This is a genomic window from Halomonas sp. ALS9 (genome assembly GCF_001651035.1).
GTDB lineage: Bacteria > Pseudomonadota > Gammaproteobacteria > Pseudomonadales > Halomonadaceae > Vreelandella.
Genome location: NZ_LXRG01000233.1, coordinates 269368 through 287139, shown reverse-complemented (window position 1 = coordinate 287139; position 17772 = coordinate 269368). Strand labels below are relative to the sequence as shown.

Genomic DNA, 17772 nt, shown 5'->3' with positions numbered 1-17772 from the left:
AACTAATAGGGATTAACTAATCGCGGTTCGGGCTCTAAACGTATCCCAAAGTGTGCCTCAACCTGGTCAGCGATATAGCTAGCTGTTTTCATTAGGCCCTGACGATCACCGCCGCCAAAGTGCACCAGCACCAACGCTTGATGCTGGTGCACTCCGAATGCACCATCACGCATCCCTTTCAAGCCACACTGGTCGATTAACCACCCCGCCGCCAGCTTTGTTTGACCTCCCTGCTGAGGGAAATGGGGCATAGCCGGATACTGATGTAGCAACTCCACTGCCTGTGCATCAGTCACTAGCGGGTTTTTGAAGAAACTCCCCGCATTGGCAAGCACCTGTGGATCGGGCAACTTCTCGCGCCGAATGGCGCATACCGCTTCGGCTACCGCGAGCGGCGTGAGAGAGCCTACTAATCGTGCAGCGAGGTCGCCATAGCCAAGCCGGGGTGCTGGCGTGCGTGACAAACGCAAAACCAACCGAGTGATCACCACACTTCCTGCCAATTCGCCTTTAAAGATACTGTCACGGTAACCAAAAGTGCACTGCTGGGCGTTTAACCAATCAACCCGTCCTGTGGCAAGCTCCATTACTTGCACCGCTTGCAGCGTATCGGCAAGCTCAACACCGTAGGCTCCGATATTCTGCACTGGCGCGGCACCACAACTGCCAGGGATCAGCGCGAGATTTTCAATGCCCCATAAGCCACGCGCAGCGGTGGTCATCACCAGCGTATGCCAGCTAACGCCAGCCCCCACGTGAGCCAGCACATCCCCTTGATGCTGGCTAAGCCAGAACTGCTGCAAAGCAGGACGCACCACCAACCCCGGCAGTTTTTCAGGCAGTAGCACATTGCTACCGCCGCCTAGCAACGTGACTGGCCAGCCCTTACGGCAAGCCTGCGCTAGCGTTTGGCGTAAGGCGGTCAATGTCGTTGGCGCGGCAAAGCGCTCTGCTTGGCAGGGAAGCCGAAGCGTATTTGCCGCGGACAAATCGACATTGCTGAAAATAGTCATCTATTTAGCCACACCATTAGCCCCATTACAGCGCCCGCTTGAGGTGTTGAATCAAACCATCTGACGCGGCCTCAATCATATTCAGCACGTTCTCGAACCCCTCATCACCGCCATAGTAAGGGTCTGGGACTTCAGCACCGGGAGTACCAGCAAAATCCAAAAATAGCCCAACATGCGCTTTACTATTGGTGGGCTTCAGGTCGCGCATGGCGCGTAAATTGTCCTGATCCATGCCCAGAACGTAGTCGAATTCAGTAAAATCGTGCTCGCTAAGCTGGCGGGCACGCAGTCCGCTTAAATCGATACCGCGCAGCAGGGCTGCTTGCTGGGCGCGGGCATCCGGTGCTTTGCCCAGATGCCAACTGCCAACACCGCAGGAGTCAATTTCAACCTGTTCGGCAAGTCCCGCTTGCTTAATAGCACGGCGAAAAACACCTTCCGCGGTGGGAGAACGGCAAATATTACCTAAACACACAAATAACACTTTCACAGTAGCACTCCTTGACAACTCATTAGCGTCACTCGTCATTAGCGACTGGGCTAGGCCAGCAGCGCCCGCACCCGCGCCAGATCCTCGGCCGTATCTACACCGGCAGGGTTGACTTCGCAGGCCAGCGCCACTTGAATCACGTGGCCATTCTGCAGCGCACGCAGCTGTTCTAATTGCTCTAGCTGTTCAAGGCTTGAGGCTGGCCAGTCACGGTAGGCAGCTAGGAAACCGGCACGATAGGCATACAGGCCGATATGGCGAAGCCAGGCATCGGTTGACAGCAGAGTCGGTGGCGCTTTGAACTGCTCACGATCCCAAGGAATCGGTGCCCGGGAAAAATACAGCGCGCGCCCCTGTAGCGTACGCACCACCTTAACCACGTTGGGATTAAACAGCGTGTCCACGTCATTGATAGGCTCGGCGAGCGTGGCTATCGATGCTGCGGGATCGTCGGCTAGGCGCAGCGCCACCTGGTCAATCAGCGCGGGAGGAATTAACGGCTCGTCGCCCTGCACATTGACCAGCAACGCGTCATCTGACAACGCCAAAATATCAGCCACCTCGGCTAAGCGATCAGTGCCAGAAGGATGATCGTCACGAGTCATGATCACTTCGGCGCCATAAGGCAGCATAGCATCACGGATGCGGCTATCGTCGGTCGCCACTACGACTCGGCTGGCGTGGCTCTGGCAAGCTCGCCGCCATACGTGAGCAACCATTGGTTCCCCGGCAATCTCAAGCAGTGGCTTGCCAGGCAACCGGGTCGAGCCATAGCGTGCGGGTACGACAACGGTGAAGTCAGGCACTTTAAAATCTGCCATATCATCTGCAACCGTCATTAAGCGTCTCCTAAACGCTCTTGGGGGCGACCTGGAGTACGCCCTGGCGACGTGTGCAGCTTCTCATCAGCATCCATGACGCGAGCTTCTTCCGGCAACATCACCGGAATGCCCTCTTGAATCGGATAGGCCAAGCCATCGTAGTGGCAGCGCAGTTCTTGAGCATCGCGATCATATTTCAGTTTACCGTTGCACAATGGGCAGACCAGCATTGCCAGCAGTTCCTTATCCATGCGTGTATCTCCTTTAGGAAAGTGCCGACAGCCGCGCTGCCAGCCAGTGCTCAAATTCGGGAGGAAGCATTGCTTCCACGTCTAGTACCCAGCTGTTGGCCGGCGCCAGGGCGTAACACTTAACGGCGTCTTTGGCGGTCATAATCACCGGGCGCGTGTCTGCAAAGTTTAGCGCATCTGCATCAAAATGTTGGTGATCGGCAAGCGGGTGCCACTCCCCCTCAACATCCAATGCGGAAAGTGTACGAAAAAAACGCTCAGGATGTCCGATACCCGCCACCGCGTGCACTGGCAGCGTAAACGGCAGTGGCGTGAGCGGAAAGCGCTCGCCATCTTCAAGGCGACGCCAGCACAGTGGTGCTAGCTGCATGGTAGTGACAGAGCTAACCGGCAGCGGCGGCTGAGGGTCACCGTTGACGATTACCGCATCAACCCGGCGCAACCGACTGGGCGACTCGCGCAGTGGCCCCGCGGGCAGGCAGCGCCCGTTACCCAGCCCACGGGCGCCATCAATAACGACTAGCTCAATATCCCGGGCCAGTGCCAAGTGCTGCAATCCGTCGTCGCTGAGGATAATATCGCAGCCCGCCTCTACCAATGCCTGAACACCACGCGCGCGCTGCGGATCCGCCGCCACCGGCAGACCTGTCTGCTGGGCCAACATCAGTGGTTCATCGCCACTTTCGGCAACGTCAGTATCGGCGGTGACAAGTAGCGGGTAATGCGGCGCTTTTCCGCCATAGCCGCGGCTAACGATGCCTGGCGACCAACCTTGAGCCACCAGCCAGCTAGCTAGCCAAGCCACCAACGGCGATTTACCTGTCCCTCCCAAGGTGATATTACCCACCACAATAACCGGCACCGGCGCTTTCCAGGTGATTTTACGACCCTTTCGGTAGGCCTGTTCACGGCGAGCCATCGCCCACTGGTACAGCGCCCCTAACGGTCTCAGCGGTAATAGCCAGCGACTGCCCTGGTATGCGCCTTTTAGCCAGCACTCTGACAGCGTTCTCATGGCACTTCTTGAAACTGCAGCTGATGCAGCGCCGCGTAGGCGCCATCGGCATCCAGCAGCGCCTGATGCGAACCCTCTTCAATAATGCGCCCCTGATCCATCACCACAATCCGGTCGGCCCGTTCAATGGTCGACAAGCGGTGGGCGATGACTAGCGTGGTACGCCCTTCACACACCCGCTCCAGGGCTTTTTGAATATAGCGCTCGGACTCAGTATCCAGCGCTGAAGTAGCCTCATCCAGCACCAGCAGCGGCGCATCCTTGAAGATCGCCCGAGCGATCGCCAACCGCTGGCGCTGTCCGCCCGAGAGCATCACGCCGTTCTCGCCCACGGTGGTGGCATAGCCATTGGGCAGTTTGTCGATAAACTCATGGGCATAAGCGGCCTCTGCCGCCGCTTGAATAGCCTTAGGATCAGGATTGGCTACCCCATAGGCAATGTTATCGGCGATTGAGGCGTTAAATAGCGTCACCTGCTGGGACACCAGGGCAATTTGCTGGCGCAGTGGGCCCAGCGCGTACTCATCAACGTTAATGCCATCGATGCTGATACGGCCCTGGCTGGGCCGGTAGAAACGCGGCAGCAGGCTGACCAGGGTGGACTTGCCGCTTCCCGAACGGCCAACAATCGCTACCAGCTCACCCGGCGCTAGGCGCAGATTAATATCGTGCAGCACTTCGGGCTGATCGTCTGCGTAGCGGAAGCTAACCTTATCAATCACTACCTCGCCGCTTAAACGGCTGGCGATACGTTTACCACTATCCTCTTCTGGGGTCATATCCAGTAGCCCGAAAAGCTCTGATGCGGCCGCTAGACCTTTCTGAATCTCACCATTAATCTCGGTCAGTTGGCGCACGGGTTTGATCATTAGAGCGGCTGCGGTAATAAAAGCCACGAATTCACCGGGCGTCATGTTCTCCATCAGCGAAGGCGCCATGGCCAGCCAGACCAGGATTGCCATTGAGATAGCCACCAGCATCAAAATCACGGGGGAGCTGACCGCACGGGTCATGGCCTCTTTCATACTTTGGCGGCGATTCTCTTCACTGACCCGTTCGAAGCGCTGTTTTTCATACTCTTCCGCGCCGTGGGTGCGAACCACTCGGTAGCCCGACAGCGCTTCCGAGGCAATATGGGTGACATCGCCCATGGAGTGCTGAATGCGCTTTGAAATGCGCCGAAACCGTTTACTGACATAGCTCACCACTACCGCGATGATCGGCGTTACGCCCAGAAACAGTAGCGTTAACATCCAGTTAGTCCACAGTAAATAGAGCACTAGACCAATGACGAACAGGCCTTCACGCAGAATAATTGTCACCGCCTTGGTGGCCGCTCCGGCAACTTGCTCCACGTGATAGGTCACCCGCGACACCAGTTGACCACTGGAGTGGTGGTCAAAAAACCGGCCGGGCAGATGGAGAAGATGGGCAAACACGTCGCAGCGCAGGGTGTGAATCACGTAGCGGCCCACATAGGCCATGAAATAGGTGCTTAAAAAAGTACCTAAGCCCCTGGCAGAAAACATAATAATCACAAACAGTGGAAGAAATAGCCGAAACGCCGCATCCGGATTTTGAATGCCATCAATTAAGCGCTTCATCATTTCCGCCAGAGCGGTACTTGACGCGGCATATACCACAAAACCCACCACCGCCAGCGCAAACGCACGCCAATGCGGCTTAACATAGCCCAATAACCGCTTATAGATACCCCAACCTGAATCAGTCACAGGCGCTCCTGGCCATAGTGTACAGTGGGGAGAATTCTACCTGATGGCGACGCGCTTCAACACCGGTTACGTTGCCCTGGCAGGGGTCGCATCGTTTCGATCCGAATGGGCTGGGCCGCGTTTAGCCAAAAATATAGCGCTCCGTCATGGGCCGTACTCCATAGACAGCTTCCCTGCTGCCGAAAACGGCGCACGACAGAATCTACCGGATGATGAAAAGCATTACGCCGCCCGGCGCTAAATATCACATGCTCAGGTGCGGTGTGACGCACAAACTGGATACCCGAACTGGTACCGCTGCCATGATGCCCTGCCACCAATACATTAACGGGTAGCGCTACCTTACTCAGAAAGCGTCGCTCTATCTCCGTGCCCACATCTCCGGTAACCAACAGTCGCTGCTCGCCAATGCTCACTTCAAGTACGCAAGAGCGATCATTAGCAGAAAAATCGTTCTCACCCGCGGGCGGCCAAAGGATGCGGTAACGCACTCCGTCACGCTGCCAACGTTGGCCACGCTGACAGTCAATGCTAGAAACTGGCAGCGCCTCACCCTTAGGCGCCACCCATTGGCTGACCCGATGGTCCGCTAACAATGCGCCAATGCCACCCGCATGGTCATTATCAGCGTGGCTAACAATCACCTGATCAAACTGCTGTCCCGGCGACCACAGCGTCTCCAGCGGCATAAAGCCACTCCGAAAGCGCGGTCCGGTGTCATAGAGAAGGCGATAATGTTCGCTACGTAGCTCTACCAGTTGCCCCTGCCCCACGTCATACACACTGACTCTGAGCGTATTTGGAGGTATCGATGATGAAAGCGACCACCACGGCAGCGCTAAGGCCAGCGCAGTGGCTGCCAGCCGTAAACCTGGCAGTACGGCAGGTAGCCCCCAGCATAGCGACAGCAGTAGCAGAGCGAAGGCAAGCGGATACGTTAACGACCGATCAGGTTCCCACAATGGCCAGTGCTGAACAGCAAGCGTCAACAATAGGTGGAAAACGCTCAGCGCCTGCTCAAACAGCCACCACACACTATCTCCCACCAAGGGAACGGGTGATAGCAGCCATCCCAACAGTGCCGTGGGTACCATCACCGAGCTCACCCAGGGCACGGCAACTAAATTGATCAACGGGGCGGCGGGTGCCACTCGCCCAAAGGCCATCAGTACCGCGGCGGCCATAAGCGGGGCGAGCAGCAGTTGCGATCTCACCAGCGCCCAGCACCAGCCTTTCACTCCTTTGGGTCGCTGCCGTCCTTGCCAAATAAGGATTAACCACGCGACGGCTACAAACGACAGCCACATGCCAGGGCGCCATAAAGCCAGAGGATCAGCAATCAGTACTAGCGCCAGAGCGAGCCACCACGCTTGCCAAGGCCCTGGCGCATGACGTCCGCTGAGCACCCACAGCCCGATCAACGTCATCACCATTGCCCGCATGGCCGGTGGCGCCATCCCGGCCAGGGTGGCGTAACTGACACAAGCAAGCGCTGCCAGCCACCACGGCCAGGTGCGCATGCGCCAGTTGGTAGGTGTTGTAAAACGAGCAGCTAACTTGGCGAGTAACAGCACAAACGACGCCACCAGACCGACATGTAAGCCTGAAATAACCACTAGATGCGTGGTGCCGGTAGCATTCAGCAGCGACCAGTCATCCTGGGTAAGTTGTTCGCTATCCCCCAGTGTCAGCGCTGCTAACCAACGCTTGGTACGCTCTTCAAGCGTTTGTTGGGCTAAAAAACCCAGCGCGAGTTGGCGCAACGAAGGGCCCGCAGTGGAGAGCCTAACCGGCGCAGGCTCCTGACGCAGATAGCCAGTGGCGTGGATCCCCTCGCGCCACAGCCACTGCTCATAATTGAAGCTATCAGGGTTGGCAAAGCCGCTTGGGGGGCGCAAACGCAGCGTCATTTGCCACTGTTCACCGGGCTCAAATCGCTCATCGCTATAAGCGCTTATGCGCACCTTGGAGAGCGCTGAGCAGCTGGGCCGGGCCGGTCTATCTGCAGCGCTTTGACATTTATCAATGCTTAACAACAGGCGCATCGCATTACCCAGCGGCTGGGCGGTCAACACGGTCGCCTCAACGCTAATATCTTCACCGCTTAGCCCTGCTGGTAAGCGACTTCCCCATTCATTTTGTACGCCAATGAAGACCCATCCCCCGATCAGTAGCCAACTACCTACGCGCGGGCACCACACCATTACCAGTAAAGCGGCCACTAACAACCACCCAAACGCGTTTGGGGTCAGCGCTTCAGCGTGGCTGTACCAGGCCAAAATGCCTCCTGCGAGTGCCGCAAGCGCCGCTGGCATGGCAACACCTAACCGCATAGAACCCTCCCTGGCGACACTTCATTGATGGCATAGCATAGCCGAAAGGCAGCTCGATATGGATAATGGGCCACATCGATAGGTAAGAGTATCCGTCATGCCGCGCCGGTTCCTGCAGCGCTACATGCCCAAACCCGACACAATCAGGAAGCAGCGCTCGCTACGCTTTATGGCACCGCTGATTGCAGATCCGGGTTTGTGGCTTTTAACTCGCCGAAGCGTTGCCAATGCATTTAGCGTGGGCGTGTTTTGCGCGATGCTACCCATCCCTTTTCAGATGGTGGTCGCAGCGCTGGGCGCTCGCATTACGCGCTGCAACTTAGCCCTCTCGGTGGGCTTGGTATGGATTACCAACCCATTGACGATGCCAGTCATTTTTTACGGCAACTACTGGATTGGCACCTTTATACTCGGCGCGCCCGTGCGGGAAGCCCCGTCACGAATTTCGACGCGCTGGATCGCCGAACAGATGCACGACATTATGCCGCCACTGATCGTCGGCTCATTGGTAACGGCGATAGTATTGGCCATCGTTGCCAATATTGGCATTCGTTTAATCTGGCGCTGGCACGTCTCCCATAACTGGAAACGCCGCCGCCAGAAACGTCGGCAGCGGCGCGCACAGATTGAGGCAGAATTTGATGAGTAATGATTGAGTCCGGCGGTTAGAGCGCTGGCGCCTGCTCTACCAACTTGCCTGCATCCAGCTTAAGCACCCGATCTTGATGGGCCGCCAGGCTAACGTCGTGGGTCACAATCACAAAGGCACAGGCGCTCTCTTTGGCCAGCTCGTCCATCAGTGACAAAATTGTCGCCGCCGTGGTTTGATCCAGATTGCCCGTGGGCTCATCCATTAGCACTAAGCTAGGGTCGGTGACCAGCGCCCGGGCAATCGCCACGCGCTGACGCTCCCCGCCGGAAAGCTCACCCGGCTTATGATCCGCCCGCGGCTGCATACCTACCCGCTCGAGTATCTGCATTGCCCGCTTCTCGGCTGCCTTTTTTGACTGGCCGCGAATAATCAGCGGCAACGCAGCATTTTCGACGGCGGTAAATTCCGCCAGCAGATGGTGGAATTGGTACACAAACCCAATGTAGCGGTTACGGAAGCTACCCAGTGCCGCTTCATTTAAGCCCGACAGCGGCTCACCGGCGATAACCACACTACCTTCGCTGGGACGATCGAGCCCCCCCAGCAAATTGAGCAGTGTCGTCTTGCCTGACCCAGAGCTACCTACGATGGCAACCCGTTCACCGGCACGCACCTGCAAATTGAGCTTATCCAGTACCGTCAGATCCTGGGGCCCCTCACTGTAGGTTCGTGTCAGCGACTGGCAATCGAGCATGACCGCAGCGTCTTGCCCAGTATTCATCGACATCATGTCATCCTTATTCCTGAAGCCGTTATTCATAGCGCAACACATCCGCTGGCTGAACTTTTGCCGCCCGCCAAGCGGGATAAAGTGTCGACAGGAACGTCAGACCAAAAGCGGCCAAAACGATCCGAATAACATCATTCCACTGCAGTTGAGAGGGTAAATCGCTGATGAAGTAGACCCCAGCATCCAAGAACTGGATGCCCAGCGTTCCTTCCACCCAGCCAATCAGATCAGCAATGGTCAGCGCCAGCAGCACACCCACGGCCACCCCAATGGCGATACCGATAAGCCCGATGGCCATGCCCTGAACAATAAAAATGCCCATAATCGAGCTCGGTTTAGCACCTATCGTACGCAGAATGGCGATATCCGCGCGCTTGTCGGTGACAACCATGACCAGTGTCGAGACGATATTGAACGCCGCCACGGCGATAATGACGGTTAACAGTAGTGCGATCATGCGCTTTTCCATCTGTATCGCCTGGAAAAGATTGCCTTGAGAGAACGTCCAATCGCTCCCCCGATACTCCGGGCCAAGCTCATTGAGAATCGCCTGGGTTTCACTGCTGGCAGCAAATAGATCATCCAACTCCAGGCGAAGCCCGCCGACTGCATCGCCAAGACGGGCAAGCGTTTGCATATCTTCAATATTGGCGTAGGCCAAATTAGCATCTAGTTCGGCGCCGACGCTAAAAATACCGCTGACGGTAAAACGCTTTAAGCGCGGAAAGACTCCAGCCGGAGTAATCGATGCTTCAGGCACCAGCAGCGTCACTCGATCGCCCACGCCAACGCCCAAGTTGCGCGCCAGCATTGAGCCCAGTACCACGTTCCACTCGCCGGGAACCAGATCGGTTAGTTCGCCCTGGCGCATATGCTCACCAATAATCGACACGCGGTCTTCCCAATCAGGGTTAATACCATTAACCATAGCACCCTGATTACGCCCACCCACAGAGAACATACCCTGCTGCTCAACATAGGGCGCCGCACCGATAACGCGCTCCCGCTGCATTAATTCTTCGGCTAGCGTCTCCCACTCCACCATGCCCGCCCGGGACTCAATTTTAGCGTGGGGCACCATACCTAAAATACGCGTGCGCAGCTCATGGTCGAAGCCGTTCATCACCGACAACACCAAAATAAGTACCGCGACCCCCAGCATTAACCCCAGCATCGAGGTGAGCGAAATAAACGAAATAAAGTGATTCCGGCGTTTAGCGCGCACGTAGCGCAGCCCCACCAGAAAAGGCAAACGATCAAGCATGGCGTCATTCCTTATCAATAAGCGCTCATGGTACGGTTTTTTTAGTGTCTCTGCATGTTCAAACGGGCATTAGAGCGGTCTGCACCACGAGCGTTCAGATTAAAAACGTTACGCTTGCAACTTGCCCCGCCACGCCCTACATTGCGCCGATTTACTGCTGACCGTGGGGCTGCGCTTTTATGACGTACCGTTTGCTACCCGAATGGTATCCCCAGGATGGGATACAACTGACCTGGCCACGCCATGACGGCGATTGGGCACCACTACTTGCGTGCATCGAAGCCACTCTCGAACGCATTGTGATTGCCACCGCGCGCTATCAGCGCGTGCTGATTTGCGTACCCGACGAGCTCACCAAACAGCGCTTGGCCGACACTTTTGACGCCTACGGCGTGCCCGCTGAGCGCCTGCTGCTTATTGTCGCACCCACCGACGATACCTGGGCGCGGGATCATGGGCCGGTCAGTGTGGTCGACGAAGATGGCCAATTAGTCATGCTCGATTACACCTTTACTGGCTGGGGTGGAAAATTTCCCGCCGAGCGTGATAATCGACTCACCCAGCGGCTTGCTAATGCAGGCGTATGGGTCTGCCCGGTGAGCTCGCGGGATCTGGTACTGGAAGGCGGCGGCATAGAAACTGACGGTGAAGGCACCCTGCTGACCACTGAAGCATGCCTGCTGAACCCCAACCGTAACCCCACGCTATCCCGAGCAGCATTAGAAATGCAGCTTGGCGAGGACTTCGGGGTTGACCGCATATTGTGGCTGACCAACGGTCATTTAGAAGGCGACGATACCGACAGCCATATTGATACCCTGGCGCGCTTCTGCGACCCATCCACCATTGCCTACGTGCGCTGCGATGACCCCAACGACCCGCACTACACTGCCTTAGCAGCAATGGAACGGGAGCTGCAAGCTTTCCGTCAGCGCAATGGTGAACCCTACCGGCTTATCGCCCTGCCCTGGCCCCAGGCTTGCTTTGACCCGGAAGATGGCCATCGCCTGCCCGCTACCTACGCCAATTTTCTGATCATTAATCAGGCCGTGCTGGTGCCCACTTACGGCGACCCGGCGGATGTCACCGCGCTAAACGCGTTAGCGGTTGCGTTTCCCGAGCACACGCTTATTCCTATTGAGTGCGTTAGCGTTATTCGCCAACACGGCAGCCTGCACTGTTTAACCATGCAGCTTCCAAAAGGCACGCTTATTCGCGACACGCCTGTCCTGGGATAGTCTATCCAGAGAACGCTTGCCCAGCACTCGGCTGATACTGATTAAATAGTACTGATTAAATAGTACTGACTGAATAGTACTGAGTGAATAAAGGAGCCATTATGTCGATGACATCAAATTCGACGCTAACTGTCGGTATTGTGCAGCAACCCGCCTGGCCGGACAAAGCCAAAAGCCTGTCAGCTAGCGAAGAAGGTATCCGCAGTGCCGTTAAAAAAGGCGCGCAGCTGGTACTGCTTCAAGAACTGCACGCTACCCACTACTTTTGCCAATTTGAAGATCCCGCGCTGTTTGATCTAGCGGAGCCCCTCGATGGCCCTACCGGCCAGCGCTTGGCGGCGCTCGCCAAAGAGCTGGATATTGTACTGGTCGGGTCGCTATTTGAACGCCGTGCAGCGGGGCTTTACCACAATACCGCCGTGGTCTATGACCGCGCCAAAGGCCGCGTTGGGCAGTATCGCAAGATGCACATTCCCGATGACCCTGGGTTTTTTGAGAAGTTTTACTTCACGCCTGGGGATCACGACAGCGCCCGCGAAGAAGGCTTTACCCCGATCGAAACCTCGTTGGGCCGTCTCGGTGTGTTGGTCTGCTGGGACCAGTGGTATCCCGAAGCTGCACGCCTAATGGCACTAGCCGGAGCCGATTTACTGCTTTACCCGACGGCAATCGGCTGGGCCCCCAACGACGATAACGAAGAAAAGAACCGCCAGAAAGATGCCTGGACGGTCATTCAGCGCGCCCATGGCGTCGCCAACGGCTTGCCAGTACTGGTGGCCAACCGGGTGGGCTTTGAAGCAGATCACTCCGGGGTCGGCGACGGCATTCAGTTCTGGGGCGGTAGTTTCGTCTGCGGGCCCCAAGGTGAGCTATTAGCCCATGCGGGTGAAGAGACAGAGCAGCTCGTTGTGAAACTTGATATGGCGCGCAGTGAAAACACCCGCCGTATTTGGCCTTACCTGCGTGACCGGCGCATTGACGCTTATAGCGACTTAACCCGCCGCTACCGCGACTAGGACACCTTCGGTTGCTTGCTAAACAAAAAAAACGCCTGACTTGGATAACGATCCAGGCAGGCGTTTTTCATTACAGATTGATGAGCTGGGTTATTTCCAGAAATCGCGGATTGAGGCAATTCCTTGAGCGCCCACAGCACGAGCGTGATTAGCGTCAAAGCGCGTCATACCGCCAAGGGCAAACACCGGCATGCCTGCGCGCTCGACCAACTGCTGAAAATCATGCCACCCGAGCGGGAACACTTCGGGGTGCGACGGCGTGGTGCGCAGCGGCGACAGGCTAACAAAGTCGCAGCCCAGCACCGCCGCTTGGGTAAGCTGCGTCTGGTTGTGTGTCGACGCTGACAGCCACTTGCTTTCGGCAATCGGACGACGCTCAAGCTGCATCAAACGCTCGCTGGTCAAATGAATACCATCGGCATCAATGTGATCGAGCAGCGTTGGCTCACCATTGAGTAGCAGTCGCGCGCCGTGCTCACGGCACAAACTCAATGCACGTTGGGCACGGGCTAGATAAGCAGCTTCATCCAACTGCTTGGCGCGCAGCTGTACCAGCCGAATGTTATCTTCACGCAGCGCGCGCTCCAAAGACGCATCGAAATGCGCATCAATGGCTTCCTCCCCGGTAATTAGATACTCGGTAGGCAACCTTACCGCTCTCAGGATCGGCAGATTAGCCGCTGGGAAGGGGTAGTTGGAGAGCTCGCTCATAGGTACCCAACGCACCGCCTGTCCTTCACGACCAAAGGGCTCACCAGCAAACTCATGCACCTGCCATACATCAAGTAGGATGTGCTTGTCGGGATACTCATGGTGGACACGAATCAGTGGCTGGGCACTAACAATCTCAACGCCCAGCTCTTCGTGCAGCTCACGCTTTAGCCCTTCAAGACCAGTTTCATAAGGGGCCAATTTACCGCCCGGAAACTCCCACAACCCGCCATGATCAACGTTTGATGGCCGACGAGCGATCAGTACTTGCTTTTGATCGGCGCTAATAATCGCAGCTGCCGCGACGTGAACCCGTCGTTTTACCTTTATGCTCATAGACTCATATACTCGTTACGTCTTTATCCACTGCGCGCACCAACGCCTATAAGGCATTGGTGCTATCTCGCTGCGTATGCCCATTACCACGGCCAGCTAATACCACGACCCCAGGGGGACAACTGGCTAGCTGCGGTAATCCGCGTTGATAGATACATAGTCATGGGAGAGGTCGGAAGTCCATACCGTGGCACTTTCCTCACCGCGCCCCAAATTAATGCGAATAGTAATTTCTGACTGCGCCATCACGGCGCTCCCCGCTGCTTCGGTATAACCTGCAGCACGTCCGCCATTTTCAACTAAGCGTACATCACCCAAATCAATCACCACACGATTGACATCAAACTCACTCACAGGTGCTCGCCCCACAGCCGCCAAAATACGTCCCCAGTTAGCATCTGAAGCGTAAAGCGCGGTTTTAACCAGCGGTGAGTGAGCAACGGTGAAGGCCACATCAAGCGCCTCTTGACGGCTTTTAGCTTCGCCCACCTGAAGAGTAACGAATTTCGTTGAACCTTCTGCGTCGCGAATAATTGCTTGGGCCAGTTCGGTCATTACTCGCTGCAAGGCGTTGCTAAAAACGGCTATCTGTTCATCTTCGACAATGCTAGGGCCAGTACCGGTTGCCGCTAACATGCACGCGTCATTGGTTGATGTGTCGCTGTCCACCGTAATGCAGTTGAACGAGCGATCAACCGTTTCGCGCAGCAGGCGATCCAATAGTGGTGCTTCGATAGCCGCATCGGTCACCACAAACCCCAACATGGTGGCCATATTGGGCTTGATCATGCCCGACCCTTTGGCGATGCCATTAATCGTCACCTGCTGTCCACCCACTTCCAGCGTGACGGTAGCCCCTTTGGGACGGGTATCGGTGGTTAGAATACCTTGGCCTGCGAGCTCCCAAGCCACAGCGTCGCTGGCCAGACTTTCTAGCGCTGGCGCCATGCCAGCTAACAGGCGATCCATCGGCAACGGCTCACCAATCACGCCAGTTGAAAATGGCAGTACATCTTGCTCAGACACGCCTGCCTGTTTGGCCAGTTCAGCACAGCTAGCACGCGCATCGCGCAAGCCTGTCTCACCGGTACCTGCGTTAGCGTTACCGGTGTTAATCAGCCAGTAGCGCGGTGCACGGCCTTCTGCACGACACTGCTCAAGGTGCTGCTTCGCCAGCACCACCGGCGCTGCGCAGAACGCATTTCGGGTAAAGACCCCTGATACCGTCGCGGTCTCGGGCAGTTCAATCACCACCAAATCACGGCGATCCGGCTTTTTGATACCCGCCATTGCAACCCCCAGGCGCACCCCTTCTAGGGGTGGTAACTCTGGAAAGGAAGTGTTTCCAACCGCCATGATTCTCTCCTAATAGACAAAGACCGTTTCACAGAGCATCTCAAAACGGGCGCCGTTAGCTTAGTTTTCCACAGCACTGCTTGTACTTTTTACCCGAGCCACAAAAACAGGGGTCGTTGCGGCCAACTTTAGGGCCTTCGCGACGCACAGGACGCCCATCTACACCAGGCGCTTCCTGTTCGGCTTCGGACAGCTCCTGGGCCGGAGCGTCATGACGGCTAGCCGCCGTGGCAGTCTCCCGGGCCAGCGCTTCGCGACGCTGTTGCTCAAGGGCGTCTACTTCCTCGGGCTGACGAACCTGAACATGGCTCAGGATGCGCGTCACATCGGCTTTAATATGCTCTAGCAGATGCTGGAAGAGCTCAAAGGATTCACGCTTGTACTCTTGCTTAGGGTTTTTCTGAGCATAGCCACGCAGATGGATACCGCGACGCAGGTGATCCATCGACTGAAGGTGCTCTTTCCAACGCGTATCCAGCACTTGCAGCATGACCTGCTTCTCAAAGCGGCGAATCAGCTTCTCACCCGCCGCCTCGATTTTGGCTGCATAGGCCTCGCGATGCATCGTCTGAAGCCGTTCGCGCAGTTGCTCTTCACTGAAACGGTCATCCTCGGCAGCCCATTTAACCACGGGAGCTTCAAGGTTAAATTCGGTTTTCAGGTGCGCTTCCAAACCGGGCAGATCCCACTGCTCAGGCAGGCTCTGGGGCGGCACGTAATCGCTGATAGCCGTCTCCATTACCTCCTCACGGATACCAATGACAGCATCGGCAACATCGTCCGCAGCCAGAATTTCATTGCGCTGATCGTAGATCACACGGCGCTGATCGTTAGCAACGTCATCATACTCAAGCAGCTGCTTACGAATATCAAAGTTACGCCCTTCGACTTTCTTCTGAGCACGCTCGACAGCATTAGAAACCATTTTGTGCTCAATGGCTTCGCCGTGCTCAAGACCCAACGCCTGCATCAAGCGCTTAACGCGATCAGAGCCAAACAGCCGCATCAGGCTATCTTCAAGCGACAAGAAGAACCGTGTCGAGCCAGGATCACCCTGGCGCCCGGCACGGCCACGCAGTTGATTATCGATACGCCGGGACTCGTGGCGCTCAGACCCCACCACGTGCAGGCCACCCGCGGCCAGCACGCCATCGTGACGCGCTTGCCATTCGGCTTTTAGCGCTTCAACTTGCTCTTGGCTAGGGTTTTGCAATTTGGCAACTTCGGCTTCCCAATTACCCCCTAGGACGATATCGGTGCCACGACCGGCCATATTAGTGGCGATGGTAATCGCCCCCGGACGGCCTGCCTGAGCAATAATCTCGGCTTCGCTCTGGTGCTGTTTGGCGTTAAGCACGTTAAACGTCAGGCCTGCCTCGCGCATCAGCTTGGCAAGGTACTCGGATGTCTCAATAGACGCCGTACCCACCAGCACCGGTCGACCGGCTTCGGTCTCGGTTTTGACATCTTTGATGATCGCTTCGTACTTCTCTTCAGCGCTCAAATAAACCAGGTCGTTGAGGTCTTTACGAGCCAATGGCCGGTTGGTAGGAATCACCACCACATCAAGGCCGTAAATTTGACGAAACTCAAAGGCTTCAGTATCTGCCGTACCGGTCATACCGGCTAATTTTTCATATAGCCGGAAGTAGTTCTGGAAGGTCGTGGAGGCTAGCGTTTGGCTTTCGCGCTGCACCGTGACGCCCTCTTTGGCTTCAACTGCTTGGTGTAGCCCTTCTGACCAGCGGCGCCCTGGCATTGAACGACCGGTGTGCTCATCAACGATCACCACCTGGCCTTCAGATACGATGTAGTCGACATCACGGTTATACAGGTAGCGGGCACGCAGGGCTGAGTGCATATGCTGAAGCAAGTTAAGATTTTGCGCCGCGTACAGGGACTCTTCATCGCCCAATAAGCCTTCAGCGCGCATCAGCTCTTCAACTTTATTATGCCCCTGCTCCGTTAGCTCTACCTGCTTCTGCTTTTCATCGACTAAGAAGTCACCGACCACCGTGGCCTCTTCATCTTCAATCTCTTCGCCTTTCTCGAGCTGCTGGGCAAGTTGATTAACGACTTTATACAGGTCGGTATTTTCATCTACCGCGCCGGAAATAATCAGCGGCGTGCGCGCTTCATCGATAAGAATCGAGTCAACTTCATCGACAATTGCATAATGCAGGCCACGCTGTACTTTATCTTCTAACGAAAACGCCATGTTATCGCGCAGATAATCGAAACCGAATTCGTTGTTGGTGCCATAGGTAATATCGCACTGATACGCATGACGCTTCTCTTCGCCAGTCTGCCCAGAGAAAATGACGCCAATGGAAAGACCCAGAAATTCATATAGCGGACGCATCCACTCGGCATCACGACGCGCCAGGTAGTCGTTCACTGTAACTACGTGCACACCTTTACCCGGCAGCGCATTTAGATACACCGCCAGCGTCGCTACCAGCGTTTTACCTTCACCGGTTTTCATTTCTGCGATTCGACCACGGTGCAGGGTCATGCCCCCCACCATCTGCACATCAAAGTGGCGCATGCCCATAACGCGCTTACTGGCTTCTCGAACGATCGCAAAAGCTGGCGCTAGCAGTGCATCAAGAGACTCACCGGCTTCTAAACGCTGGCGCAGTTCGGCCGTCTTTCCTTGCAGCTCCGCATCGCTAATCGCCTCAAGCTCTGCTTCCAAGGCATTGATCTGCGGCACATTCTTGTGCATGCGTTTAACGTCGCGGTCATTTTTAGAACCAACGACTTTACGTAATAAATTATTAAGCATGAAATATCCAAATATTCACGAGCGT

General features: G+C 56.1%; 15 protein-coding genes. 3 read left to right on the top strand and 12 right to left on the bottom strand.

The features are described 5' to 3' along the window. Positions 1 to 2: 2 nt before the first annotated feature. From murB to A6R74_RS21895, 7 genes are read right to left on the bottom strand one after another with little or no spacing between them, the layout of a single operon-like run. Entirely contained in the window at positions 3 to 1013 is a 1011-nt protein-coding gene (murB, locus tag A6R74_RS21925; RefSeq protein WP_064236587.1) for a UDP-N-acetylmuramate dehydrogenase, read from the bottom strand. Positions 1014 to 1038: 25 nt separating this feature from the next. Then, entirely contained in the window at positions 1039 to 1503 is a 465-nt protein-coding gene (locus A6R74_RS21920; RefSeq protein WP_064236586.1) for a low molecular weight protein-tyrosine-phosphatase, read from the bottom strand. Between the two features lie 50 nt (positions 1504 to 1553). Further along, a complete protein-coding gene (gene kdsB, locus A6R74_RS21915) occupies positions 1554 to 2342 on the bottom strand; it encodes a 3-deoxy-manno-octulosonate cytidylyltransferase (protein ID WP_064236585.1) in 789 nt (262 codons plus the stop codon). Further along, positions 2342 to 2575: a Trm112 family protein gene (locus A6R74_RS21910; protein WP_064236584.1), complete on the bottom strand. Its 234-nt coding sequence runs from the start codon at positions 2573 to 2575 to the stop codon at positions 2342 to 2344. The genes kdsB and A6R74_RS21910 overlap by 1 nt, the downstream gene beginning before the upstream one ends. Positions 2576 to 2588: 13 nt before the next feature. Further along, positions 2589 to 3590: a tetraacyldisaccharide 4'-kinase gene (gene lpxK, locus A6R74_RS21905; protein WP_064236583.1), complete on the bottom strand. Its 1002-nt coding sequence runs from the start codon at positions 3588 to 3590 to the stop codon at positions 2589 to 2591. Continuing rightward, positions 3587 to 5323, bottom strand: a complete 1737-nt coding sequence (msbA, locus tag A6R74_RS21900; RefSeq protein ID WP_064236582.1) for a lipid A export permease/ATP-binding protein MsbA — start codon at positions 5321 to 5323, stop codon at positions 3587 to 3589. Before msbA ends, lpxK begins: the two co-directional genes overlap by 4 nt. A 56-nt stretch (positions 5324 to 5379) precedes the next feature. After that, positions 5380 to 7656, bottom strand: a complete 2277-nt coding sequence (locus A6R74_RS21895) for a DNA internalization-related competence protein ComEC/Rec2 (protein WP_064236581.1) — start codon at positions 7654 to 7656, stop codon at positions 5380 to 5382. Between the two features lie 97 nt (positions 7657 to 7753). On the opposite strand from A6R74_RS21895, the gene A6R74_RS21890 reads away from it, so the two are divergent. Then, entirely contained in the window at positions 7754 to 8305 is a 552-nt protein-coding gene (locus A6R74_RS21890) for a DUF2062 domain-containing protein (protein WP_064236580.1), read from the top strand. A 16-nt stretch (positions 8306 to 8321) separates the two neighbouring features. Here the strand turns inward: A6R74_RS21890 and A6R74_RS21885 are convergent, their stop codons facing one another. After that, the gene (locus A6R74_RS21885) at positions 8322 to 9035 is read right to left on the bottom strand and encodes an ABC transporter ATP-binding protein (RefSeq protein ID WP_064236579.1); all 714 of its coding nucleotides are present in this window, start codon (positions 9033 to 9035) and stop codon (positions 8322 to 8324) included. Between the two features lie 25 nt (positions 9036 to 9060). Then, positions 9061 to 10302 carry a lipoprotein-releasing ABC transporter permease subunit gene (locus A6R74_RS21880; RefSeq protein WP_064236578.1) on the bottom strand — a complete coding sequence of 414 codons (1242 nt, stop codon included), beginning with the start codon at positions 10300 to 10302 and terminating at the stop codon, positions 9061 to 9063. Between the two features lie 179 nt (positions 10303 to 10481). Between A6R74_RS21880 and A6R74_RS21875 the strand changes: the two genes are divergently transcribed. Then, complete coding sequence (locus A6R74_RS21875) at positions 10482 to 11540, top strand: agmatine deiminase family protein (RefSeq protein ID WP_064236577.1); 1059 nt, start codon at positions 10482 to 10484, stop codon at positions 11538 to 11540. Positions 11541 to 11641: 101 nt separating this feature from the next. Further along, complete coding sequence (locus tag A6R74_RS21870) at positions 11642 to 12556, top strand: carbon-nitrogen hydrolase (RefSeq protein WP_205634233.1); 915 nt, start codon at positions 11642 to 11644, stop codon at positions 12554 to 12556. Positions 12557 to 12646: 90 nt separating this feature from the next. Here the strand turns inward: A6R74_RS21870 and A6R74_RS21865 are convergent, their stop codons facing one another. The 3 genes from A6R74_RS21865 to secA all read right to left on the bottom strand — a co-directional run bounded on the left by A6R74_RS21865 (position 12647) and on the right by secA (position 17747). Further along, positions 12647 to 13603, bottom strand: a complete 957-nt coding sequence (locus A6R74_RS21865; protein WP_064236576.1) for a Nudix family hydrolase — start codon at positions 13601 to 13603, stop codon at positions 12647 to 12649. A gap of 126 nt (positions 13604 to 13729) precedes the next feature. Beyond that, positions 13730 to 14959, bottom strand: a complete 1230-nt coding sequence (gene argJ / locus A6R74_RS21860) for a bifunctional glutamate N-acetyltransferase/amino-acid acetyltransferase ArgJ (protein WP_064236575.1) — start codon at positions 14957 to 14959, stop codon at positions 13730 to 13732. A 55-nt stretch (positions 14960 to 15014) separates the two neighbouring features. Next, positions 15015 to 17747, bottom strand: coding sequence for a preprotein translocase subunit SecA (gene secA / locus A6R74_RS21855; RefSeq protein WP_064236574.1), 2733 nt, complete (start codon positions 17745 to 17747; stop codon positions 15015 to 15017). Positions 17748 to 17772 lie beyond the last annotated feature (25 nt).